Origin of the sequence: Terasakiella pusilla DSM 6293 (assembly GCF_000688235.1) — a bacterium.
Lineage (GTDB): Bacteria > Pseudomonadota > Alphaproteobacteria > Rhodospirillales > Terasakiellaceae > Terasakiella > Terasakiella pusilla.
Genome location: NZ_JHYO01000009.1, coordinates 1 through 24,393 on the forward strand (window position 1 = coordinate 1; position 24,393 = coordinate 24,393).

Annotated in this window: 19 protein-coding genes and 1 pseudogene; 15 read left to right on the forward strand and 5 right to left on the reverse strand. The window is 50.3% G+C overall.

The genetic code is table 11. From position 1 onward, the window contains the following. Window positions 1-76 precede the first annotated feature (76 nt). The 12 genes from Q397_RS0107455 (at window position 77) to Q397_RS0107510 (ending at window position 14,451) form a co-directional block, all read left to right on the forward strand. On the forward strand, window positions 77-1,390 hold the full coding sequence (locus tag Q397_RS0107455; RefSeq protein WP_028878879.1) for an OmpP1/FadL family transporter: 1,314 nt from the start codon (window positions 77-79) through the stop codon (window positions 1,388-1,390). Between the two features lie 127 nt (window positions 1,391-1,517). Then, window positions 1,518-3,149, forward strand: coding sequence for a long-chain-fatty-acid--CoA ligase (locus Q397_RS21545; RefSeq protein ID WP_038013076.1), 1,632 nt, complete (start codon window positions 1,518-1,520; stop codon window positions 3,147-3,149). A gap of 102 nt (window positions 3,150-3,251) precedes the next feature. Continuing rightward, a complete protein-coding gene (locus tag Q397_RS0107465; protein ID WP_028878880.1) occupies window positions 3,252-3,644 on the forward strand; it encodes a MerR family transcriptional regulator in 393 nt (130 codons plus the stop codon). Window positions 3,645-3,742: 98 nt separating this feature from the next. After that, entirely contained in the window at window positions 3,743-4,867 is a 1,125-nt protein-coding gene (locus Q397_RS0107470; RefSeq protein ID WP_028878881.1) for a thiolase family protein, read from the forward strand. Then, window positions 4,867-7,194, forward strand: a complete 2,328-nt coding sequence (locus tag Q397_RS0107475; RefSeq protein ID WP_028878882.1) for a 3-hydroxyacyl-CoA dehydrogenase/enoyl-CoA hydratase family protein — start codon at window positions 4,867-4,869, stop codon at window positions 7,192-7,194. The genes Q397_RS0107470 and Q397_RS0107475 overlap by 1 nt, the downstream gene beginning before the upstream one ends. 4 nt (window positions 7,195-7,198) lie before the next feature. Continuing rightward, window positions 7,199-8,983 carry an acyl-CoA dehydrogenase C-terminal domain-containing protein gene (locus Q397_RS0107480; protein WP_028878883.1) on the forward strand — a complete coding sequence of 595 codons (1,785 nt, stop codon included), beginning with the start codon at window positions 7,199-7,201 and terminating at the stop codon, window positions 8,981-8,983. Window positions 8,984-9,005: 22 nt separating this feature from the next. Further along, window positions 9,006-9,545 (forward strand): thioesterase family protein, encoded by a 540-nt coding sequence (locus Q397_RS0107485; RefSeq protein WP_028878884.1) that lies wholly within the window; start codon window positions 9,006-9,008, stop codon window positions 9,543-9,545. 17 nt (window positions 9,546-9,562) lie between these two features. Continuing rightward, window positions 9,563-10,381 carry an SDR family oxidoreductase gene (locus tag Q397_RS0107490; RefSeq protein ID WP_028878885.1) on the forward strand — a complete coding sequence of 273 codons (819 nt, stop codon included), beginning with the start codon at window positions 9,563-9,565 and terminating at the stop codon, window positions 10,379-10,381. Window positions 10,382-10,391: 10 nt separating this feature from the next. Next, window positions 10,392-11,183, forward strand: a complete 792-nt coding sequence (locus Q397_RS0107495; RefSeq protein ID WP_028878886.1) for an enoyl-CoA hydratase/isomerase family protein — start codon at window positions 10,392-10,394, stop codon at window positions 11,181-11,183. A gap of 226 nt (window positions 11,184-11,409) precedes the next feature. Further along, the gene (locus tag Q397_RS0107500) at window positions 11,410-12,465 is read left to right on the forward strand and encodes an ornithine cyclodeaminase (RefSeq protein ID WP_028878887.1); all 1,056 of its coding nucleotides are present in this window, start codon (window positions 11,410-11,412) and stop codon (window positions 12,463-12,465) included. A 1-nt stretch (window position 12,466) separates the two neighbouring features. Then, the gene (gene ctlX, locus Q397_RS0107505) at window positions 12,467-13,399 is read left to right on the forward strand and encodes a citrulline utilization hydrolase CtlX (RefSeq protein ID WP_028878888.1); all 933 of its coding nucleotides are present in this window, start codon (window positions 12,467-12,469) and stop codon (window positions 13,397-13,399) included. Between the two features lie 17 nt (window positions 13,400-13,416). After that, a complete protein-coding gene (locus tag Q397_RS0107510; RefSeq protein ID WP_028878889.1) occupies window positions 13,417-14,451 on the forward strand; it encodes a histone deacetylase family protein in 1,035 nt (344 codons plus the stop codon). Between the two features lie 47 nt (window positions 14,452-14,498). On the opposite strand, the gene alr is transcribed toward Q397_RS0107510, so the two are convergent. From alr to dctP, 4 genes are all read right to left on the reverse strand, one after another. Further along, window positions 14,499-15,620, reverse strand: coding sequence for an alanine racemase (alr, locus tag Q397_RS0107515; RefSeq protein WP_028878890.1), 1,122 nt, complete (start codon window positions 15,618-15,620; stop codon window positions 14,499-14,501). 113 nt (window positions 15,621-15,733) lie between these two features. Beyond that, the gene (locus Q397_RS0107520; protein ID WP_028878891.1) at window positions 15,734-16,990 is read right to left on the reverse strand and encodes a TRAP transporter large permease; all 1,257 of its coding nucleotides are present in this window, start codon (window positions 16,988-16,990) and stop codon (window positions 15,734-15,736) included. Further along, a complete protein-coding gene (locus Q397_RS0107525) occupies window positions 16,987-17,538 on the reverse strand; it encodes a TRAP transporter small permease (RefSeq protein ID WP_028878892.1) in 552 nt (183 codons plus the stop codon). Before Q397_RS0107525 ends, Q397_RS0107520 begins: the two co-directional genes overlap by 4 nt. A gap of 68 nt (window positions 17,539-17,606) precedes the next feature. Beyond that, window positions 17,607-18,599: a TRAP transporter substrate-binding protein DctP gene (dctP, locus tag Q397_RS0107530; RefSeq protein ID WP_028878893.1), complete on the reverse strand. Its 993-nt coding sequence runs from the start codon at window positions 18,597-18,599 to the stop codon at window positions 17,607-17,609. 192 nt (window positions 18,600-18,791) lie between these two features. On the opposite strand from dctP, the gene Q397_RS0107535 reads away from it, so the two are divergent. After that, the gene (locus Q397_RS0107535) at window positions 18,792-19,748 is read left to right on the forward strand and encodes a LysR family transcriptional regulator (protein ID WP_028878894.1); all 957 of its coding nucleotides are present in this window, start codon (window positions 18,792-18,794) and stop codon (window positions 19,746-19,748) included. A 64-nt stretch (window positions 19,749-19,812) separates the two neighbouring features. Here the strand turns inward: Q397_RS0107535 and Q397_RS0107540 are convergent. Next, window positions 19,813-21,399, reverse strand: a pseudogene (locus Q397_RS0107540) (methyl-accepting chemotaxis protein); the annotation flags it as partial. Window positions 21,400-22,078: 679 nt separating this feature from the next. Here Q397_RS0107540 and Q397_RS0107545 point away from each other — a divergent pair. Continuing rightward, window positions 22,079-23,161, forward strand: a complete 1,083-nt coding sequence (locus tag Q397_RS0107545; protein ID WP_038013085.1) for an extracellular solute-binding protein — start codon at window positions 22,079-22,081, stop codon at window positions 23,159-23,161. Between the two features lie 94 nt (window positions 23,162-23,255). Beyond that, window positions 23,256-24,389, forward strand: coding sequence for an ABC transporter ATP-binding protein (locus tag Q397_RS0107550; RefSeq protein ID WP_038013087.1), 1,134 nt, complete (start codon window positions 23,256-23,258; stop codon window positions 24,387-24,389). The last annotated feature ends 4 nt before the right edge of the window (window positions 24,390-24,393 follow it).

A 24,393-nucleotide genomic window follows, 5' to 3' on the forward strand; every position in this document is an offset into this window, starting at 1 on the left:
AGGGTGAGGCACACGTTTAACAGGAATGATGGACCAAAAAAACAAACGGGCCATCAAAACTCAATAGGGAGGCATAATGCCAAAAGTTCATTCTATTCGCATGGCGACGGTTTTAATGGCGGGGGGCGTATCCCTCGCAGCAATGCAGCAGGCACAGGCGGCGGGCTTTCAGTTGAAGGAACAAAGCGCGCAAAGTCAGGGCAATGCGTTTGCCGGGGCAACCGCGACAGCGTCAGGCCTTAGCACCATCTACTTTAACCCAGCCGGAATGACCCGTCTGAAACATTCAGGCATGGATACAAACATCAGTTATATCGTCCCGTCTTCGACACTGTCATTGGAGAATTCCTCCAATCCGACATCTGGTCTGGGGACGCCTTTGGGAAATGGCAATGGCGGGGATGCGGGGGGCGGCGTGTTCGTCCCGGCATTTTACGGCATGTACAGTTATGATGAAGACTTAAAGTTTGGTCTGTCCATCAACACGCCCTTTGGTCTGGCAACCGAATATGATGCAGGCTGGGCAGGACGTTATCATGGTCTGAAAAGTGAGATCCAGAGCATCAACGTGACGCCAAGTGTGGCTTATCGTATCAATCGCAATCTGTCCATCGGTGCGGGCATCTCGATGCAGTATGTGGAAGCCGAACTGACAAAAGCGGTGACGGATGTTGGTTCTGCCAATATTGCGAACGATGGGAAATCAAGTCTGCAAGGCGATGATATCGGTTTCGGTGGGCGCATTGGTTTGCTCTATGAATTTAATGATGCAACTCGTGTGGGCGCGTCCTATCAATCGCGCGTTCGTCACAACCTGAAGGGTGAGGTGGAGTATACCGGTTTATCCGTAAACACTATCGGTGCCCTAAATGCTGCTGGCAAGCAGTCGGTGACACATGATGCCTCAGCAAAGCTGGTGACGCCTGATATTTTCTCCATCGGTGTCAGCCATGATTTGAACGAAAAATGGACAGTCTTGGGGGAAGCCTCGCGCACACAATGGTCCACGTTTAAACACCTGCAAGTGTTGGACAATAATGGTGTTGAAGACGAGAATATCTATCAAAACTATCAAGCCTCCCATTTTGTGGCGTTGGGGGCGACCTACCGTCACGACAAACACAATACCTTCCGCTTCGGGATGGCCTTTGATGAAGGCGCGGTCGAAACAGAACACCGCACTGTGCGCATCCCTGATGCAGACCGCTATTGGTTGTCGGTTGGGTATGGCTATACGGCAGATAATTTTGATGTAAACATTGGCTACAGTTATATCAAAGCTGCGGATGCCAGCCTGTATGAATCGAATACGGGGACCGATGGGATGATTTCAGGAACGTATGACTCTGACGTCAATATCCTGGCTGTGAATGCGACTTGGAAATTCTAAATCAGGGACCATGTAGAGAGGATGGGCCGTTAAAAGCTGTATCCTCTCTCGCTTCGCATTTTTTTTACTATCAAAGTAACCTATAGGTCATTATAATGACCAAAAAGATAAACAGGAGGCTCGTCTGATGGATAAAACCGTCGTCGATTACTTTGACAACGCGGTCAAGCGTTTCCCTGAGCGTCCATGCGTGGATTTTCTGGATAAGAAATACACGTATGGCGAAATTAGCGTACTTGTTGACCGTGCCGCCAAGGGATTTCAACAGCTCGGTGTCAAACCGGGCGTGAAAGTAGGCTTATGTCTACCCAATACACCGTACTTTGTTGTGTGTTACTATGCACTACTTAAAATTGGTGCGACTGTTGTAAACTATAATCCGCTGTATGCCGAACGTGAGCTGATCTATCAGATCAATGACTCTCAGACGGAAATTATGGTGACGCTGGATTTGAAGCAGATTTATCCCAAGGTGGAAGCTTGTCTGGATGAGACTTGTTTACAGCGCATCGTCGTTTGTTCCATGTCCGAGATTTTGCCGGGGGTTAAAAGTGTTCTGTTTAACGTGCTCAAGCGTTCGGAGCTGATCGAGTTTAAGAAAGATCCGGCGCATCTCTCTTTCACCCGACTGACCAACACGGACGGTAACTATAAACCCGTGATGATCAAGCGGGAAGATTTGGCGATCCTGCAATATACCGGGGGCACAACGGGCCGTCCGAAAGGGGCGATGCTGACCCACGGCAATATTGCGTCCAACACCCGCCAATTGCGCCACGGCATGCCGCCTGTCAATGAAGGGTATGAGAGCATGATGGCGGTTTTACCGTTTTTCCATGTGTTTGCCATGACCGTGGTGATGAACGTTGGTGTCTCTATCGGGGCGGAATTGGTTTTGTTGCCGCGCTTTGATTTACAGCAATTGCTCAAAACCGCGCAGAAAAAACGGGTTAGCCTATTTCCCGGCGTGCCGACCATCTATACGGCGATCAATGGGGCGAGCAACATTTCCCAAATCGATCTGTCGTCCATGAAGTTTTGTATTTCCGGCGGCGCCCCCTTGCCTGTGGAAGTAAAGCATGAGTTTGAACGGTTGACCGAATGCGTGCTGGTGGAAGGCTACGGTCTGACGGAATCGTCCCCTGTGGCGACCGTGAACCCGCATGACGGGGTCATTAAGGCCGGGTCGATCGGTTTGCCCTTGGAGGATACCAAGGTCTTGATCTGTGATCCTGAAAATCCGCGCATTGAAATGCCCCAAGGCGAAAAGGGCGAGATTGTCATTGAAGGCCCGCAGGTGATGGCAGGCTATTGGCAGCGACCGGAAGCAACTGAAGAAACCATCGTCAACGGGCGACTGCGTACCGGGGATATCGGTTACAAGGATGAAGAAGGCTATATCTTCCTTGTGGACCGGATCAAGGATCTGATCCTGTGCTCAGGCTATAACGTCTATCCGCGCAATATTGAAGAAGCCCTTTATCTGCATGAAGGGGTGGCGGAATGTATTGTCATCGGCGTGGAAGATGCCTATCGCGGTCAAGCGCCAAAAGCGTTTGTCAAACTGGCGCAAGGCTATCAACGTTTGACGGAAAACGATCTGAAACTCTTTTTGAAAGACAAGGTCTCGCGCATCGAAATGCCAAGAGATATTGAGATCCGCGAGGAATTGCCCAAGACAATGGTGGGGAAATTGTCCAAGAAAGAATTGGTGGAAGAAGAACAGCTAAAGGCCGCTGAAAAGAAGGCCGTTGGGTAAGGGGGAGAGAAAGGAAAAATTATAATAATTAGAAACTTTGCCTTGCAAGTGACGTATAGGTAATTTAGATTACTAACTATACAGATCAACTAGGGATGTCATATGTCACAGGAATTCTACACGGTGCCGGAATTGGCCAAAGAATTGGGGATCACACCCCGCGCCATTCGGTTCTATGAAACTAAAGAATTGCTCAAGCCGCAACGTGCTGGAAGTACCCGTGTCTATACCCGCAAGGACCGTGCCCGTCTGATCTTGATTTTACGGGGCAAGCGATTGGGGTTTTCACTGGCGGAGATCCGCGAGTTTCTTGACCTCTATCAGACCCGAACGGATCAGGTCGAACAAATTCAAATGCTGGCAGGCAAAGTAAGATACCGTATCGATGATCTGGAAGAACAACGTCTTGAACTTGAGAAAGTTTTGATCGAACTGAAAGATATCGAGCAGGAATGTTTTGACGCCCTTGCGCAAAAAGGTGTCAAAACCGCATAAACGAACACTGAGGCTTTACGAAAAACGGCCATGTCCAATGGCCATTTTTTAAAACACAAATGTTACGTATAGGTAACTTGAAATACGGAGACGTTAGTATGAAGAACGTAGTGATTGCGGGATACACCCGTTCCCCTTTCCATTTTGCCAATAAAGGGGCTTTGACGAAAGTAAGACCTGATGACTTGGCGGCAACCGTCATACGTGGCTTGATTGAAAAGACGGGCGTTAAAGGCGAAGATATCGAAGATCTGATCTGTGGCTGTTCTTTCCCGGAAGGGGAGCAGGGCTTTAACATTGGTCGTTTGCTGGTGTTTATGAGTGGCCTGCCAAACTCCGTTGGCGGTGGCACCATTAACCGCTGGTGTGGCTCCAGCATGAACGCCATTCACATGGCAGCAGGCTCGATCACGATGGGGGCAGGGGAAGCCTTTATTTGTGCGGGTGTGGAAAGCATGACGCGTGTGCCGATCATGGGCTTTAACCCGTTGCCAAACCCGCAGCTTTATAAAGAAAATGCAAATGCGTTTATGGGCATGGGCGATACGGCAGAAGTTGTCGCCCAACGCTATGAGATTTCGCGCGCTGAACAAGAAGAATTTGCCGTGAAGTCCCATGCGAAAGCAGCCGCTGCCCAAGCTGATGGTCGCTTTAAGGACGAGATTATCGCAATCAACGGCGTGGACCAGGATGGTTGTATCCGCGCGGGCACCACTGTTGAAGATTTGGCCGGCCTAAAGCCCGCATTTGATGCAAACGGCAGCGTAACCGCGGGCACCAGTTCGCCCCTGACAGATGGCGCATCGGCTGTGCTTGTATGTTCAGAAGATTATGCGAACGCAAACGGTATTGAGCCGCTGGCGCGGATTAAATCGGTTGCGATTTCCGGCTGTGATCCAGAGATCATGGGCATGGGGCCTGTCGGTTCTACCCGCAAAGCGCTGGAACGCGCTGGCCTCACCATTGATGATATTGATGTGATTGAGATTAATGAGGCGTTTGCGTCCCAATCCATCGCGTGTTTGAACGAACTGGGCATTGATCCGGCGAAGGTCAACCTTGATGGTGGTGCCATCGCCCTGGGCCACCCGTTGGGTGCAACCGGCGCGCGGATCGTGGGGAAAGTTGCCTCTGTCCTAAAACGTGAAGGTGGCAAATACGGTTTGGCAACACAATGTATCGGTGGCGGTCAGGGTATCGCAACGATTGTGGAGGCGATCTAATGACAACAATCAACAAAGTATGTGTCATCGGCGCAGGTGTGATGGGCGCAGGCATTGCCGCGCACGCCGCCAACGCCGGACACGATGTGCTCTTACTGGATATTGTGCCGGACGGGGCGGATAACCGTAATGTGATTGCCGAGACAGCCATTCAAAAGCTGATCAAATCCAATCCGGCGGCCCTGACCCATAAACGAAATGCAAAACGCATCACACCGGGCAATATAGAAGATCATCTGGACGCCATAGCCGAGTGCGACTGGATTGTCGAAGCGGTCATTGAACGTTTGGACATCAAACAAGACCTTTATAAAAAGCTCGATGGCGTGCGCAAAAGCGGCTCTATTGTGTCATCCAACACCTCGACCATTCCGTTGGATAAGTTGGTGGAAGGTCTGTCGGATAGCTTTGCTCAAGATTTTTGTATCACGCACTTTTTCAACCCGCCGCGCTACATGCGCTTGCTGGAGATCGTGAAGGGGGAGAAAACCCGCCAAAGCGCCATTGATACGGTGGCTGACTTTGCTGATCGTAAGCTCGGTAAATCAGTTGTGCATTGTAAAGATCGTCCGGGCTTTATTGCAAACCGTCTGGGAGTGTACTGGATCCATATGTCTCTGTTGGAAGCCATGGATCAAGGGTTGTCGATCGAGGAAGCTGACTCCATCATCGGCAAGCCGTGTGGTATCCCGAAAACCGGTGTGTTTGGTTTGATGGACTTGGTTGGTCTGGATTTGATGCCGCATGTGGTCACCAGCATGGTGAGCTTATTGCCCTCTGACGATCCTTTTGTCAAAGCCAAGCGTGACCTGCCGATGATCGATAAGATGATCGCGGATGGCTACACAGGCCGCAAAGGTAAAGGCGGCTTTTACCGCATCAACCGTGACGGTGGCGGCAAGGTCAAGGAAGGGGTCGACCTGCAAACGGGGGAATACCGCCCGACGGTTAAATCTCGTCTGTCTTCTGCGCGCACCTCGGTACGTGACTTGCAAAAACTACTGACCCATAAAGATAAGGGTGGCACGTATGCCTGGCGGGTTTTGGCCCAGACCTTATGCTATGCGGCGATGTTGGTCGGGGAAGCGGTAGACGATATTGCCTCCATCGATGAAGCCATGCGCCTTGGTTATAACTGGAAATTTGGCCCATTTGAACTGATCGACAAAATGGGTGTAGACTGGTTTATCGCCAAGCTGGAAGAAGATGGCATGGATGTCCCGGCTATGTTGAAAACGGCGGCAGGCAAAAGCTTCTATCGTGTTGAAGGGGGCAAGCTGCAATATCTGGCGGCCAGTGGGGACTATACAGATTTGGTCCGCCCAGACGGTGTGATCATGCTGTCGGATATCAAGCTGCACAGTACGCCTGTCTTAAAAAATGGTGCAGCGTCCCTGTGGGATATCGGTGATGGTGTGGCTTGCTTTGAATTTACCACCAAGATGAATTCCTTGGATGGTGACGTCATGGCGATGCTGAACAAATCCATCCGCGAAGTGCGCAAAAACTTTAAAGCGATGGTGGTTTACAACGAAGGCAGCAATTTCTCGGTTGGTGCGAACCTTGGTCTGGCAATCTTTGCCGCCAATATCGCGGCGTGGGGGGAGATTGAAAATCTGGTGGAAACCGGACAGGATACCTATACAGCCCTAAAATATGCGCCGTTCCCAGTGGTGTCTGCCCCCAGTGGCATGGCGTTGGGGGGCGGATGTGAAATCCTGCTTCATTCCGATGCGGTACAGGCCCATGTGGAAACCTATACGGGGTTGGTGGAAGTTGGCGTTGGATTGGTCCCTGCATGGGGCGGCTGCAAAGAAATGTTGCACCGTTGGTCCACAAACCCGAAACATCCACGTGGCACCATGCCCGGTGCAGGTAAAGCGTTTGAGCTGATCTCAACCGCCGCTGTCGCTAAATCGGCGGAAGAGGCAAAAGCCAACCTGATCCTGCGCGAAACCGATGGCATTACCATGAACCGCTATCGCTTGCTGACAGATGCCAAAGCCAAAGCCTTGTCGTTGGTTGAGGGGTACGAAGCACCGGAAAAACCAACTTTCCGTCTGCCCGGCGAAAGTGCCCGCGTGGCCTTTGAAATGGCTGTCGATGGTTTTGTGCGTCAAGGTAAAGCAACCAAACATGACCGCGTGGTCTCCATGGCAGTGGCAGATATTTTAACCGGCGGGGAAGAAGGTGATCCCACCGTTGAAATGACTGAGGCCGACATCCTTGAGCTGGAACGTGAAAGCTTCATGAAAATGGCGCGTCACCCAGACTCACAAGATCGTGTCGAACATATGCTGCTAACTGGTAAACCGTTGAGGAATTAAGAAAATGGCGACTTATAAAGCACCCATTCGTGACATGCAGTTTGTGATGTACGAACTGATGAACGCCGATAAGCTCAGCGACATGCCGGGCTTTGAAGAGGCAACCCGCGACCTGATTGATCCGGTTATGGAGGAAGCCAGCAAAATTACACAAGATGTCCTGTTCCCGCTCAACCGCAGTGGTGATGAGGAAGAATGCCAGTGGGTTGACGGTAAAGTCACCACCCCGTCTGGTTTCAAGGAAGCTTACAAGCTGTTTCGTGAAGGTGGCTGGACGGCAATTTCCTGTGATCCGAATTATGGCGGCATGGGCATGCCCAAGACTGTCAATACGATGATCGAGGAAATGATCTGTTCGGCAAACCTGTCCTTCGGCATGTATCCGGGCCTGTCTTACGGCGCTTACACTGCCATGCACGGCTTTGCCAGTGACGAGCTGAAAGACACCTATTTGCCCAAACTGGTGGACGGCACATGGTCCGGCACCATGTGTTTGACCGAACCTCATTGCGGCACGGACTTGGGGCTTTGTCGCACCAAGGCGGACCCGCAAGATGATGGTTCCTACCTTGTGACGGGGACAAAAATCTTTATCTCGGCGGGGGAACATGACCTGACCGACAATATCATCCATTTGGTTCTTGCTCGTACCCCCGATGCCCCCAAAGGCATTAGAGGCATCAGCTTGTTTGTGGTCCCGAAATATCTGCCCGATGCGGAAGGGGAAGCAGGGGAATTTAACAACGTTTCCTGCGGGTCCATTGAACATAAGATGGGGATCAAGGCCTCTGCCACTTGCGTGATGAACTTTGATAACGCCAAAGGCTGGTTGGTCGGCACGTTGAATAAAGGCATGCAAGGCATGTTTGCCATGATGAACCAGGAACGTTTGGCAGTGGGCGTGCAAGGTCTTGGCCTTGCCGAAGCGTCCTATCAGGGCGCGGTTGAATATGCCAAGGAACGGTTGCAAGGTCGTTCAATCTCGGGGGTGAAACATCCTGATAAAGCAGCGGACCCGATCATTGTTCACCCGGACGTGCGCCGCATGTTGATGACCCAACGGGCTTACATTGAAGGCTGCCGCGCCCTTGGTGGCTGGGTTGCTGAAGAGTTGGATATCTCGCGCAAGCACCCGGATGAAAAACGCCGTGGGGAAGCCGACGAGTTTGTCCAGTTGATGACACCGATCGTCAAAGCGTTGTTCACTGATCTGGGCTTTGAATGTGCAAACCACGGCATGCAAGTCTTTGGTGGGCATGGCTTTATCCGTGAACATGGCATGGAACAATATGTGCGTGATTGCCGGATCGCCCAGATTTATGAAGGCACAAACGGTATTCAGGCACTGGACTTGATCGGTCGTAAAATGCCGGATAAAGCGGGCCGCTTGTTACGTCGTTTTTTCCATCCGGTGCAGGCTTATATTGAACAGAATGTGATGGATGATGAGTTGGGCGAATTTGTCCAGCCCCTTGCCAAAGCCTTTGGACGGTTGCAGCAGGTCACGGGCTACCTCGCCCAAGTGGGCATGAGCAAACCGGAAGAAGCCGCAGCAGGGGCAACCGAATATCTGCGCCTGTTTGGTCTGGTCGGTTTGGCTTACATGTGGTGTCGCAGTGTCGAGATCGCGAAAGATAATCTTGAGGGAAGCGAAGCGGACTTCTACAAAGCAAAAATGACAACAGCGCGTTTCTATATGCAAAAGCTGTTGCCGCAAGCCAGTTCATTGGCAACATCCATCATGGCGGGTGGATCGTCTATGATGGAACTGGATGAAGACCTTTTCTAAGCGATAGGAGACTGAGGCTGTCATGAATATTCATTTGCGTATGTTAAAAGTATTCGTGGCAGCCTTCCTGCGCCAAAAGAAAAGTGAAAATCTGTTAAAGCCCTTTGTGATGACCATGCGGGTCTGGCCTATGGACCTTGATTTCAACCTGCATAAAAACAATGGGCGCTATCTCACCACCATGGACATTGGGCGCATGGATTTGGCCTTTCGGGCCGGATTGCACAAGCCCATGTTTAAATACAAATGGATGCCGTTACTGGGCAGTTCGACCATTCGGTATTTCAAGTCCCTGCGCCCGTTTCAAAAATTTAATCTGGAAACCCGCATTGTGGGATGGGATGACAAATGGGTCTTTATGGAACAGAAATTTATTTCTAAAGGGCATTTGTATGCGGTCGGGACGGTCAAAGTCCTCTTTCGGGGGAAAGAGGGGAATATCCCGACGGATAAACTGCTGAAATATGCAGGTATTGACGATCAAAGCCCCGACATCCCCGACTGGGTGCTGCAATGGCACCATGCGGATCGAAAGTTGGGCGAAACTTATATAAAATATTAAATTCAGTGAGGATTATTGTGGGAACGTTGAAGAATAAGACCCTGTTTATCTCTGGGGCCAGCCGTGGCATTGGTTTAGCTATTGCCAAGCGGGCGGCCCAAGACGGTGCGAACATTGTGATTGCGGCAAAAACGGCAGAAGCGCACCCGAAATTGCCGGGCACCATTTATTCAGCCGCAAAAGAGATTGAGGCGCTGGGAGGTCAAGCCTTGCCGCTGGTGGTGGATATTCGCGAAGAAGATCAGGTCGCCGAAGCGGTTGAGAAAACGGTGGAACGGTTTGGTGGCATTGATATCTGCATCAACAATGCCTCTGCCATCAGCTTAACAGGTACGTTGGAAACCACCATGAAGCGCTATGATTTGATGAACCAAGTCAACGCACGTGGCACCTTTGTTGTGTCTCAAGCTTGCCTCCCGCACCTGTTGAAAGCGGAAAACCCCCATATCCTTAACCTGTCTCCCCCGTTGGATTTAAACCCCAAATGGTTTGCCGGACACACGGCCTATACGATTGCGAAATACGGCATGAGCATGTGTGTCTTGGGTATGTCCGCGGAATTTGCCGATCAGGGTGTGGGTGTGAATGCCCTTTGGCCCAAAACCGTGGTCTATACCGCAGCACTTGCCATGTTAGGCGATGCGGTGCAGCCGGATTATTGCCGTAAACCCGAGATCGTGGCGGACAGCGCTTATTATATCCTGACCCGTAAAGCGTCTGAATGCACAGGCAACTTCTTCATTGATGAAGAGGTGCTGGCGGAAGAAGGCATCACCGATCTGGACCAATATGCGGTTAAGCCGGGTAATCCGTTGTTGCCTGACCTGTTTTTATAAGGGGGCAGGGATGTCATTTAAAACACTGAGCTATCAGGTGGAAGGCGGGGTGGCAGAGATTATGCTGACCCGCCCGGAAGAAGCCAATACACTAAACGCCCAAATGGTGCTTGATCTAAAGGCTGTGGTTGAGAAAATCGAACAGGATGACAGCGTGCGCGCGATTTTATTGTGTGCCGCGCCGGGTCCGTTTTTTTGTGCGGGCGGGGATTTGGTCTCCTTTGCGAAAGCCGGTGATCAACTGCCTGACTTTGCCAGACACATGCTGGTGGATTTTCATCCCACCATGCAAAAACTCTTTTGCATGAACGCGCCGTTGATTACGGCTGTAAACGGGGCCGTTGCGGGGATTGGTTGTTCATTCGTGATGGGGTCTAGCCTCAGTTTGTTTGCCGAGGACGCGAACTTTACTATGGCCTATACGGGCGCGGGCCTCAGTCCCGATGGTGGGGCAACTTACTTCTTACCCCGTATCGTGGGCTTGCGTGCTGCTGAAGAATTGATCCTGACCAATCGCACCTTGTCAGCCCAAGAAGCGGTGGAATGGGGCATCGCCAATCAAATGGTCCCCGCCGATCAATTGTTGGCAGCCGCACGCGCAACCGCGCACAAAATTGCAAACGGTCCGACGCGCGCATTTGGCAATGTGCGCCAGTTGCTCCTGAATAGTCTAAGCAGCGATCTTGCCACCCAATTGGATCGCGAAGCCGAGTCCTTTGCCGAGATGGCAGGCACACAGGACTGTAGAGAGGGCATCACCGCCTTTTTGCAAAAACGAAAATCAGATTTTATCGGTCGATAATCAAAGATATCCCCTGTTGTAAAGGGGAGAACAGCTCCTTTTGACCGCTGCCTTATCGTGCGAGGTGGCGGTTCTTTTTTGTGGGAGGTGGTCCATTACTCTTAGTTATGTCCTTGTTCATCGTATGAATTTGTGTTATGATGAAGCTGTTGTTTTAATCGCGATAACTTGCAGACCGATCTGGGTCTGAAGCGGTGTAAATCCATTAAAACAGAAAGATAAGAACATGACAAAACTCGCTCCCTCCGAACTCGCAATGGTTCCGTTCGTCAGTGTTGAGAACATGATGCAGATCATCAAGAACATTGGTCTGGAAAAATTGTTGGGTGAACTCGCCGACTATGTTGAAGAAGATTTTAAGCGCTGGGAAAAATTTGACAAAACCCCGCGTGTTGCCGCGCACTCCGAAGAAGGCGTGATCGAACTGATGCCGACATCTGATGGCGACACCTACGGCTTTAAATATGTAAACGGTCACCCGAAAAACCAGGCTGAAGGTTTCCAGACCGTGACGGCTTTTGGTGTATTGTCCAATGTGTCGAACGGTTATCCGGTCCTGTTGACGGAAATGACGATCCTGACCGCGCTGCGTACAGCGGCGACATCGGCAGTTGTTGCCAAATACCTTGCCCCGAAAAATGCAAAATCCATGTGTTTGATCGGTAATGGTGCACAATGTGAGTTTCAGGCCTTCGCCTTTAAACAGGTGTGCGGCATCGAAGAATTTAAACTGTACGACATTGACCCGAAGGCGACGGAAAAAGCGGTTAAAAACCTGACGGCTGTTGGTTTGAACGTTAAAGCCTGCAAATCCGCGGAAGAAGCGATTGAAGGCGTGGACATCATCACGACTTGTACGGCTGACAAAAAATACGCAACCATCCTGAGCGACAATATGGTCGGCAGTGGCGTGCATATCAACGCGATTGGCGGCGATTGCCCGGGCAAGACCGAACTGCATAAAGACATCCTGCTGCGTTCTGACATTTTTGTGGAATATCCGCCGCAAACATGCATCGAAGGCGAAATCCAGCAATTGGATGACGACCATCCGGTCACAGAGATGTGGGAAGTGATGCTGGGTCAGAAAGAAGGCCGTAAAGATGATCGCCAGATCACGCTGTTTGATGGCGTTGGTTTTGCGACTGAAGATTTCTCCGCCCTGCGTTACATCAAGGATCAACTGGAACGGACAGGCGCATATGTCGAGCTGGATCTGCTGGCAGACCCGGACGATACACGCGATCTGTTTGGTATGGTTCAGCGCGGGATTGCAGACTAACATGAAACGGCTTCAGAAAAATTCGGTTCAGGCGCCGTCTTCCATTATCATGATCCGTCCGCATAAGTTTAAGGTGAACCCTGAAACATCTGTGGACAATGCGTTTCAGGCGAAGGTTTTGCCGGATGCGGATTATTCCAAGCAGGCCTTTGACGAAATCTCCATGGCGGCTGTAAAGCTGGAAGATCATGGGGTGACCGTCCATTTGTTTGATGATCCGCTGGAGCTGACGCCGGATTCCGTCTTTCCCAACAACTGGTTTTCCACCCACAAGGGCGGTCACGTGGCGATCTACCCCATGAAGGCGGAAAACCGTCGTCTGGAACGTCGCCAAGACATTCTGGAAATGTTGAAGAAAGAGTATCGTGTTCAGGACATGATCGATTATTCAGGTCTGGAACAGGATAAACTGTTTTTGGAAGGCACCGGCGCAATGGTGTTTGATCATATAGACCGGGTGGCCTATGCCGCCCAGTCTGATCGCACCAACCCGATTATTCTGGAGCGTTTCTGCACGCACTTTAACTATGAACCTATGGCGTTTTCCGCCAAGGATAGCAATGGCGTTGCGATTTATCACACCAACGTTTTGATGTGTATCGCAACCGACTATGCGCTGGTTGGCCTAAGCATGATCGAAGATGATGCCCGTCGTGCCGAAGTGGTGGAACGATTGGAAGAGTCCGGTCGCACGGTGATTGAGCTATCAGAAGAACAGATTACCAAATATGCCGGAAACGCCATTGAGCTTTACGGGTCTAACTATCGTATCCTCGCCTTGTCACAAACCGCGTTTGATGCTTTAACAGACGCACAAAAATCACTCATGTCGGAGAGTACAAAACTGGTTCCCCTCAATATTCCGACGATCGAAATGGCGGGCGGGTCCGTGCGATGCACAATCGCGGGCATCCATCTGTCAAAACGTGGTTAAGGGGAAGGGATGCTTCAATGAACATTTTTTTGAATAACAAATACGCCAAGCACAATGCCCAAGGGGAAATTCACCATGGCGAGATCGTGCCTGCCTTTGAAAATCCGTCACGGCTGAACAACATCATCGCCTGCTTTAAAGAAAATGGCGTGGAAGAATTTTTGCAGCCGACAGATCACGGGATAGAACCGATCCGCAAAATTCACCCCGACCATTATGTCACTTTTTTGCAGACAATCTGGGATGAATGGGCCGCCGGTGGCAACACCAAGGATATCGTGCCTTACGTCTGGCCTGTGCCGGGCCTTAATCGCATGCACCACGACGACTTGCCCGCAAAGGTGGGGAACTATGCATTCAGCAGTGATAGTTCCATTACCGCAGGCACGTGGGAAGCGGCTTATGAAGGGGTGCAGACGGTCTTAAGTGCACTTGATTTTGTCGATAATGGCAATCGCATGGCCTTTGCCCTGACGCGCCCGCCGGGCCACCATGCCCACGCGGCGGCCTATGGGGGCTATTGCTTCCTCAACAACGGGGCAATCGCGGCGCAATATGCGTTGGATAAAGGGTATAAGAAAGTCTGCATTCTGGATGTGGATTATCACCACGGCAATGGGGCGCAGGATATTTTTTACGAACGTTCTGACGTCTTGACCGTGTCTCTGCATGGGCATCCGGCGACCAACTTCCCGTTCTATCTCGGTTATGACCATGAAAAGGGCGAAGGGGATGGCAAAGGCTTTAACCTGAACCTTGGTCTGGCCGATGGCTCCACCTTTGCGGATTGGGAAAAAGCGTTTGTGACGGCGGCTGAAAAGGTCAAACAGGTCGGCGCTGACTTTATGATCGTGCCGTTGGGCGTGGATACTTACGAAGGTGATCCGATCTCCAAATTTAAGCTGAAGTCGGAAGACTTTTTACAGATGGGTCGCCTGCTGGCAGAGCTGGGCCTGCCCACAGTCTTCCAGATGGAAGGCGGCTATGACGTCGGCCCCATCGGGCAGAATGTCTACAACGTCTTGCAAGGATTTGAAGACGCTACGAAATAAGAAAAAAGCCCCGGAGAAGATGACCTTTTCCGGGGCTTTTTTTATGTCTACTCACAAACCAGTCGTGGGTTGCGTTGTCCCCAGTCGGTGTAGAGATCGGCGAGGATGGTGCCGGATTGTTCCTGGATCATGTCGCCCGTAATGGCCTCATGACCTTGCGGACCGAAGAGGACGGCTTCATCGCCTTCGCTGACATCCTCCAGACCGGTGATATCTGCAACCACCGTGTTCATGGAGATTTTGCCCAGCAACGGGACTTTATGACCTTGGATCAGGACAAAGCCTTTGCCAGAAAACTCCCGTCCATAGCCGTTGGAATACCCGATAGAGACATTGGCGAGAAGACTGTCACGCTCCAGTCGTTGAGCGCGATCATAGCCAATGGTGCTGCCTTGCGGGTAAGTTGTGATATTGGTGACGCGCGCCTTTAAGCTGATGGTCGGGCAGAAGTCCCGATCCGGCAGGGCAACCCCATACATAATGGCACCACAACGCATCATGTCGGTTTTGGTGTCGAACCCGGACAGTAAGGTCAGGGTGCTGCCGCCGTGGATCAGGATATCGTCACGGTTTAAATCACTATTGGTAAAGACCCAATCAAGGTCTTGATGGAAGCGCGAAATGCTGTCTTCCAGCTCATCCGGTTCGTTGGTGGGGAAGTGGGTGCAGATGCCGACAATCTGATCGCGACACAGGCGCAGGATTTCCAGACAATCGTCTTTTGCGCTTTGACTTGCCAGTTCCAGACCATCGCGCGACATGCCGCCGGCATTTAAGGACAGGTGCAGTTTAATCGGTTGTCCAAGTTGGGCTTGCAGGTCATGAATGGCCCGTGCCGCCTTTAAGGTGCTGACCTGTTCTTGCACGTCATCGTCGCGGGCATTTTCAATTTCTTGCAAGGTGGCGGTACGCAGACGCATCAGCGTGCCTGCGAAGCCCGCTTGACGTATCGAGCGTGCTTCACCGTTGGAGGTGATGCCCACATGGGTGATCCCGTGACGTAGCAGGATTGGCACGACATTTTCGATCCCATGACCATAGGCATCAGCCTTGAGAACCGCGCAGAAAGAAGTGCCTTTTGGAAGCAAGCCAAGGGCGTGCAGAAGGTTCTTGTCAATCTGGGCCGGATAGATTTCACACCATGAAGAATTAAGCGGGATGTGTTGCATTTTCAGGACCTTAAAGGGAATATTTAGATAGGCGTCAGGGAAAGGTAATTGGGGGGAGGCGCTGGACTGAAGGAAAGGGAGGCTCCTTCCTTGCAGTCCAACGCTTTCAGGGGTTAGCCGAAGATGGCATTCGGCAGCCACAGGGCGATCTGTGGCAAGAAGGTGGTCAGGATCAACGTCGGCTTAAGCATGATGTTGACCGGTGTTTCTGTCACACGTGCCCCAAGGTACAACAGCGGGGCTGTTGGTGGCGTAATGTTTGCCATACCCAGATTGACACCCAAGACAGCGGCAAAATGGATCGGGTCCATACCAACGCTTTGTACGATGGGTAAAAGCAAAGGCGCTGACAGCAGCAGACCGGAGATATCATCCATCAGCATCCCGATCAGGATCATCACCAGATTAACCATCAACAAAATAACAATCGGGTTATCGGAGACGGAATAGATCAGCTCTTTTGCCATTGACGGAATATCTTCAAAGATCAGGAACTGACTAACGATCAGCACCATCACGACCATCAACATGACAACGCCAATGGTTGCCCCAGCGTCCCGCAATGTTGGGAAGAAGTTTTCACGGTTCAGGCCTTTATAGACATAAAACCCGATGGGAATGGCATAGATGACGGCAACGCCCGCGGCTTCTGTCGGGGTCATGATCCCGCCGTAGATCCCGCCCAGGATAATGACGGGCATCATCAGGGCTGGCATGGCTTTTAAGCCACGTTGTTTAAGGGCAACGCTGAAATCTTCATCCTTTGAATTGACCTTGAGGTCCGTTACCTTGCGCAACAGGAAGAAGTTGACGCAACACAGAAGGACGATCAGGATCAGGCCCGGTACAACGGTTGCGAGGAAACACTTTAAGACGGATTGTTGTGTTGTCCAGGCATAGAGAATTTGCGAAGAACTGGGCGGGATCAGCAGGCCAAGGGGGCTTGCGCTTACGATGAGGGCAGCGGATAAGCCGTCAGGATAGTTGGCCTTGCGTAAATGCGGCATCATGATGGACCCGATACAGGTCAATGTCGCCGCTGCGGAGCCGGAAATTGCCCCGAAAATACCGCTGGCAACAACAGCCGCAGCACTGAGTCCACCACGAATGTGACCGACCAAGAGTTCCGCCAGTGAGACCAAGGGCGCAGCAATACGCCCGCGTTCCATGATTGACCCGGCAAGGATAAACAGCGGGATGGCAAGCAGGACGAGTGAGCTGACTTTCCAGTGTCCGGTAGGCATAAAGCCGCTGACATCGTGACCACCGAAAAAGGCGATGAACATCAACACAGCGCCAAAAGCCAAGGGAACGCTGACGCCAATGATCAACAAGACGCAGATGAGAATAAGGCTCCCGATGATAATCATGTGTCTTGTCCCTCAATTGATTTTTGGGCGCGGGGGCCGTTTTTAATCAGCACAATTAAATGAAGCAGGCTGTAGAAGGACATAAAGCCAAAGCCAAAAAGCATGGCAAGGCGCGGGACAAAGAAAGGAATGCCGAGCGCGATTGTTGTGCGCCAACGCGGGTAGCTTGCAATTTCGTCCACCAACATGAGGACGGACCAATAGGTCAGGGCAAGGGCGACAACCAGTTCAATGGTCCCAACGAGGCCAGTGCGTAACCACGCCCATTTGGGGTCCTTGATAACGTAGGACAACAGATCGGCATTCACGTGGGTTTTATCGTGGGTTCCAATGGCAGCGCCGATAAAATACATCCAGAAACAGATGATCAGCAGCCATTCTTCGTAGGCAAACAGGTCTTCGTTAAAACCGTATCGGAAAATAACAACAAGAAAAAATGTGCCTGCCATGATCAGACAGCCGATCGCCAACAGCCATTCTTTGGCGCGCACCATCTGGTCAATCAGGCGCCCGAAAAGGGGCGGCAGGTTTTGAGTAAGATCAGTCATAAAAAGGGTCCATTCAAAAAAGAAATGGCGGGTAAACCGGGTTTACCCGCGCATTATGTTTTGAACGCTTATTGATCGTTCATCAGTTGATCAAGGACGTCCTGACCAACGATTTCGGCAATTTGCGGCCAGACATCGGAACGAACTTTTTTAGAGATGCCTGCCAGTTCTGCATCAGACAGTTTGACGACCTCATAGCCTTTTTCGACCAGCTTATCCACATACTGGGCTTCGTTGTTGCGGCCCCAGGCTGCGTAATCTTTTGCCGCTTTGTCAAAGGCTGCCTGTACGACTTCTTTCTGTTTGTCGTTCAGTTTATCCCATGTCCGTTTGGACCCGTAGTACGTGGTGTTTTCAACAATCACGTTGTAGGGGATGAAGGCTTTACCCACATCAGAGGTGGCAAAAGTGCTGTAGGCCAGTTGCGCTGTACAACAGATCGCGCCATCAACCACACCGGACTGGATGGCGGGGAAGACTTCACCCCAGTTCATGGTTGTGCCTTTAAAGCCCATGGTTTCAACAGTCGCTTTGATGACTTGCGAGCTCCAGACACGGATGTTCATGTCTTTGTCACCGATGGCTTTTGCGTTGGCGGGCACGCCCTTGGCGACCACACCAACAAAACCTTCAGGGGCGTTGGACAGCAGCTTAAGACCCAGTGCATCCAACCGTTCGGAGAAGATTTTGTTGAAGGCAGAGTCTTTGTTCAGATAGACGTTTTCTGCTTCATCCCATGTGCTGACCAGATAGGGCAGGGAGTTAATTTCCAGAACCGGGTCATTGTGGGCGTAAATGACGGAGTGAACCAGATCGACGTTGCCGCGCGCAGCCGCTTCGAACAGTTCTTCCCCAGAACCAAGCTGACCGGCCGGGAAGATTTTGACCTTAAGACCAGCGTCTGCTGTTTCAATGTCGCTCTTGATTTGATCAAGAAGTTTGTTGCCGAAATGTTCAACCGGCACAACGCCAGCAAGTTTCAGGGTCATGTCTGCAGAAGCTGCGGTGACGAAGTTGACACTTAACGCCGCGGCAACGGCAAATTTGGAAAGATGTTTCAAAAGAATTCTCCACTGTTTCGTATATTGATTTTGCTGGTCGGGAGAAAAAAACAGCCTCTCGCAAGAGCCATCGCTTTATTGGTTTCTCCCAAGATCAGCATTTAACCTTTGGTATGAGAAACATTAAAACAAGGGTGGACCCATTACACAAATTCATATAATTAATATTTATATAAATTTGAGTAATGCACCATGAATCGAACTGAATTAGAGCGTTTTTGTCGAAATCTTGATTGGAATTTACTTTATACCTATCTGGTCGTTTGCGAAGAACGCGGTATCACTAAGGCCGCAAAACGTCTTTTGGTAACACAGCCAGCGATTACCAACGCTTTAAAAAGGCTGGAAACCCAGTTTGACTGTCAACTACTGGACCGTAATGAGCGAGAATTCACGCTGACCAATGCAGGCAATCTTTTATTTGAAGAATGTTTGGAACTGCACAGTGGCGTCACGCGCATGACGGAAGTTCTAAAAGGCGTGCGCGAAGAGGTAACGGGCCATGTCTCGGTGGCTACCGCGTCCCATGCAGAAAGCCCGATCATCGATAAGGCATTGGTCGAATTTCATCGTAAGTACCCCAAGGCAACATTGTCGATGAATGTGGTGACCAGTGGGGATGGGGTGACGTTGGTAAAACGTAAGTCGGCGTCGTGCAGTCTATCGATCGTCAATAATCCGCAGCCGGGCTTGAATTATGATGTGCTCTATCGTGAAAAGTTCGGGCTTTATTGTGGGAAGGATACGCCTTTATTTGGGCGCGATGATGTCACACCGGAAGAAATTTGGGCGCAACCCTATGTCACTTTTCCCACAGATGAGGTGACCGGGGAGATGAGCCGTTTTGCGGAAGCACGCAAACAGTTTGGGTATGGCAAAAACCCCATCGGGCGATCCTATCATGTGGAAGAATTACGCCGGATGATCGAGATTGGTGTCGGCATCGGTCCTATCCCCAAGCATGTGGGGCAACGATTTGTGGATGAAGGCCGATTGTGGGAGTTGAAATGCTTTGATGTTTCGCCTGTGTTTGAGATCGTGCTGGTGACCAATCCACGGACGCGAACCAATAAGGCGGAAAAAGCGTTTATCCGTATTTTGAAACATGCCATCAAAGATATCCCGATTGAAGAACGCACGTATTTTTAACAAAAAGAAAGCCCCTGACGTGCGCGCAGGGGCTTTCTTTTTTTGTTTAGGGGCGTGATGCCTTTTACATTTGTTCTGCGCGGATACGCAGTTCACTGAGGAAGTTTTCGACCTCTTGTTCCAATGCCGCACTCTCGCTGACCAATTCGTCTGCAGCAGATGTAACGGTGCCTGTCGAGGTCAGGGTTGCCCGTGCATTGTTGGACACTTCGGTAATATGTTGAGCAACCGTGCCAGTCCCTTCAGAGGCCTGATTAACGTTGCGGGCAATTTCGCGGATGGCGGCGTGTTGTTCTTCAACGGCTGCTGCAACAGCGGTGGAATTTTCTTCAACGCGACTGATGGTACCGCTGATGGCGTTGACCGCTGTCAGGGCCGCTTCACTTTCCACCTGCACAGATTTAATCTGGCTGCTGATTTCAGCGGTTGCCTGTGCCGTCTGGTTTGCAAGGTTGCGCACTTCGCTTGCGACGACGGCAAAGCCTTTACCGGCTTCACCGGCACGTGCGGCTTCGATGGTGGCGTTTAGGGCCAGTAGATTTGTCTGTTCTGTGATCGCGTCAATCAGGTTAACCACATCACCGATTTTATCAATGGCTTTAGCAAGGCCAGACACTTTGTCATTGGTTTCAGACGCTTGCAGGGCTGCGCGGCTGGCAACTTCGGAAGAACTGTTAACCTGTGCCGAAATTTCATCGGAGGAGGCAGTGAGTTCTTCTGTGGCGGCGGCAACCGTTTCGACGTTTGCAGACGTTTGTTCTGTTGCTGCGGCAACATCGTTGGAACGTTGTGAGCTTTCGTCCGCAATTCGGTTCATGTCAGAGGCGGCGTTATGCAGGTTGCTGATGGAGCCTGTAATCGCGTTGACAAGTTTTTTAACGCGATCTTCCAGATTATCTGCAAGGTCGAGTGTTTCTTTGCGGCGTTTTTCGCTGGCTTCACGCTCCAGACGTTCTTGACTTGCGCGCAGTTCCTCATTTTCTTTCACTTGTTCGCGGAAGGTGAGGACGGACTTGGCCATGTCGCCGAGTTCATCTTTTCGCTCGGAGCCCGTAACTTCAATGGTGTAATCGCCAGCAGAGATCTTTTGCATAACCCCTTGTAGAGCGGTCAGTGCCTTGGAAATATCTTTGCTGATTATGGTGCCGAGAATAAGCGCAACCACGATGGCAAGTACGGTGATGATGATGACCTGTGTCGCAATGTCCCAAAAGGTGGTTTCGATGTCATCCACATAAAGGCCGGTTCCAATGGCATCCCCCCACGGCAAAAGGGCGGAATAGGTGAACTTTTCATACTGCTTGTCGCCGCCGCCGGGTTTGGTCCATTTATAACTGGCGAAGCCGTCATTTTCACCTTTGGCAGCCGCAAGGAAGTCGCGGATCATGTATGTGCCGTCAGCATCCTGCGTGTTGTAGTGGTTGGAACCAAGGGCCCCGGGCTTTGCCCCGTTTAAAACGGTGACTGCTTTGTCGTTAAAACCGATCAGATATCCGGAACCATCGGCAAAGCGAAAGGAGGTCATCGTTCTATAATAATCTAATTTGGCGGCCCCCAATGACATCTCACCGTTATCGACGCGTTGCTGGTAGTCTTGTGCAATAGAGATCGCAGCGGCAACGGTTTCTTGAATAAGAATTTTACGATCCTCAAATAATGTGGTGCGAACCGTAGAAAGACCAATAAAGCCAACAAGTAATAGTGACAGCAACATCAATCCCAGCATCAAAGAGACTTTATATTGCATTCTCAAATTCTTAATCAAAACTATACCTTTCTTAGTTTTCATTGCATTTCATTTAAGTTGTATAAAATTTTATGTAAATTTATTGCTCTTTGGTTATACAGCTTAAGATTTTCAAAACCCTTACGGGATTAAAAAATGAAAGGCGAGTTTTTTAATTGATCAGGGTGACTTTTTTTAATTCTGAGTAGTTCCTTTAGAGAAATTCTAATTCTTTAGTATGTAGAATCATGATTTATATGTATGACCTTATTCTTTTTTTGAATGATTGGTCGGGGTAAGGTTTAGTGCTTAAGGGAATATACGCAGTAACCCGTATGGATTCGGCCTATGTATACAAATGAATGTGAACTTGTGAGTTTTCTGAGGGGGCGCGTTCGTGTCGAATTCTTAAATTATTGAATTTGTGTGAATTTTTCGGCTTGCTTGACTAATCTCAAGGTGCAATACTTTTGTAAAAGAACAGTCATAAAAGCAGCATTTAGAGGGCCTATCCTTATCTGCTGACTTTTACACAAATGAACCAAGATGATTTAACTTGTGTCAAAGAATGTCAAAACAGGCTGAATTAAGGATAGTGAAAACAATGTTCAAATTTAAGAATACCTTCTCGGGTGCGCTGGTGGCGGGCGCGGTTTTAGCAACCGGTGTGTCCGGTGCAAGTGCGGAAACGTTGCGTCTTTTGACATGGGGTGGCTATGCACCTGACGATGTCATCGAATTGTTCGAAAAAGAGACGGGCATCGAAGTTGAAGTCACTGTATCAAATAATGAAGACATGATTTCCAAGTTACGTGCAACGGGTGGATCTGGATTTGATTTAGCGCAACCAAGTCAGGACCGGATCGCAGGCGCACAGTATGAATATGAAATTTATAAACCGCTGGATCTTTCAAAGGTTGATTCTTCTCAGTTTATCTCTTCTATGCTGGAAGGGACGAAAAAGAATACATCAGTAGACGGTAAAGTTTATGGCTTGCCGCACATCTGGGGCAGCAGTGGACTTGTAATTGACAAGAGTAAAGCAGGTGACGTTAAAGATTACACGGACCTGTGTAATGAAGCGGTTTCCGGCAAGGTGTCTTACCGTCTGAAGCGCCCGACTTTGATTGGTTTTGCTTTCTCTATGGGGTTGGACCCTTATGAAGCCTATGGTGACCTTGCTGCTTATCAAAAGATTCTGGATGCAGTAGAGGAAAAATTGATTTCTTGTAAATCGAATGTCAAAGCCTATTGGACTGGAAGTGATGCACTAATCAATTTGGTCCGGTCTGGTGAAGTGACGGCAGCTATGGCCTGGGATAAAGGTGGCTGGAAGCTTAATGAAGAAATGCCGGATGTAACATTTGTCGCGCCGACATCTGGGGCACTGGGGTGGATCGACACATTTGCCCTGCCGCGTAAAACAAAAGCGGAAGACGCAGCTTACAAGTGGATCAACTTTGTGATGCAGCCGAAAATCGCTGCAATGATCACAGCATCTGCGGGTAACTTTACAGCGTCTAAAGGGGCTGATGAGTTTGCTGAAGCGGATTTGAAAGCCCGTTTCCAAGACAGTTTCCCGCCGGAAGCTATCGACAACATCAAATGGTACCCGCCGGTACCGGCTGGTATTGAAGATTTGGAAGGTAAGGTGCTGGACCGTGTGAAGGCTGCTTCCTCCAATTAACTTTGATGAGAAAGAGGTTATCTGTCCGACAGGGTGGATAGCCTCTTTTTCTTTATATTTTTCTTTATTTTCATTCATTTATTTAAGTTGTGCCATGACTGATACCCCCACACCTGCCATTGATCTTGAATGCGTAAACCTGACCAAAACGTTCGGTAAGTTTTGTGCGGTTGATAATATTTCCTTCTCCATTCCGGCGGGGTCGTTTTTCTCGATTCTCGGTCCGTCCGGCTGCGGTAAAACCACATTGTTGCGCATGCTCGCGGGCTTTTTGGAACCCACATCCGGGGAGTTGACGATCAAGGGGCGGTCCATGCTGGGGGTGCCGCCGAACAAACGCCCGGTGAATATGGTGTTTCAGCATCTAGCTTTGTTCCCCATGATGACCGTAGCGGAAAATATCGCCTATGGTCTGGAATGTCAGGGTGTGGATAAGAGCGAGATTGCGCCGAAGGTTAAGGCCGTGCTGGAACGTGTAGGTCTGCCGGATTCAGGTAATAAACGGCCCGATCAACTATCCGGTGGTCAAAAACAGCGGATCGCCATTGCGCGTTGTCTGGTGCTGGAACCTGATGTTTTGTTGTTGGATGAACCGCTGGGCGCGCTGGATTTAAAACTGCGCGAACATATGAAGGTCGAGCTTAAACATCTGCAAAACCAGTTCAATACCACCTTTATCTATATTACCCACGATCAGTCCGAAGCCTTGGTCATGTCCGATCAAGTGGCGGTGATGAATGCAGGCAAATTTGAACAGGTCGGCACCCCGCAAGAACTGTACTATACGCCGCAAACAGATTTTGTTGCGTCCTTCGTTGGGGAAAATAATCGCTGGCGCGCTAACGTTGCCAATGCCCATCAAGGGCGCCTTGATCTGGTGCTGGATAGCGGCATCAGTTTCCAAGGGATTGCTGCAAATGATGCACAGTTTAAAACGGGAGATGGGGTAGACGTGTTCGTTCGCCCCGAAGCCATTATGTTGTCCAAGACACCAATGCAGACAGGGGAGTTTGACAATATTCTGGAAGGCGAAGTGGATTGCCTGTTGTTTGACGGCGCAAAAAGCCGCGTGTTGGTCAAAGACCCGAGCAGTGATCATGAACTGAATGTCACCTTGCCACAAACCGGTGAGTTTAATGATCTTCAGGAAGGCCAGCCGATTTATCTCGGTTGGAAATTTGATCAGGCGAAATGTTTTGCCGCCCGCGATGGGCAAGCGGGGGCGTAATCGA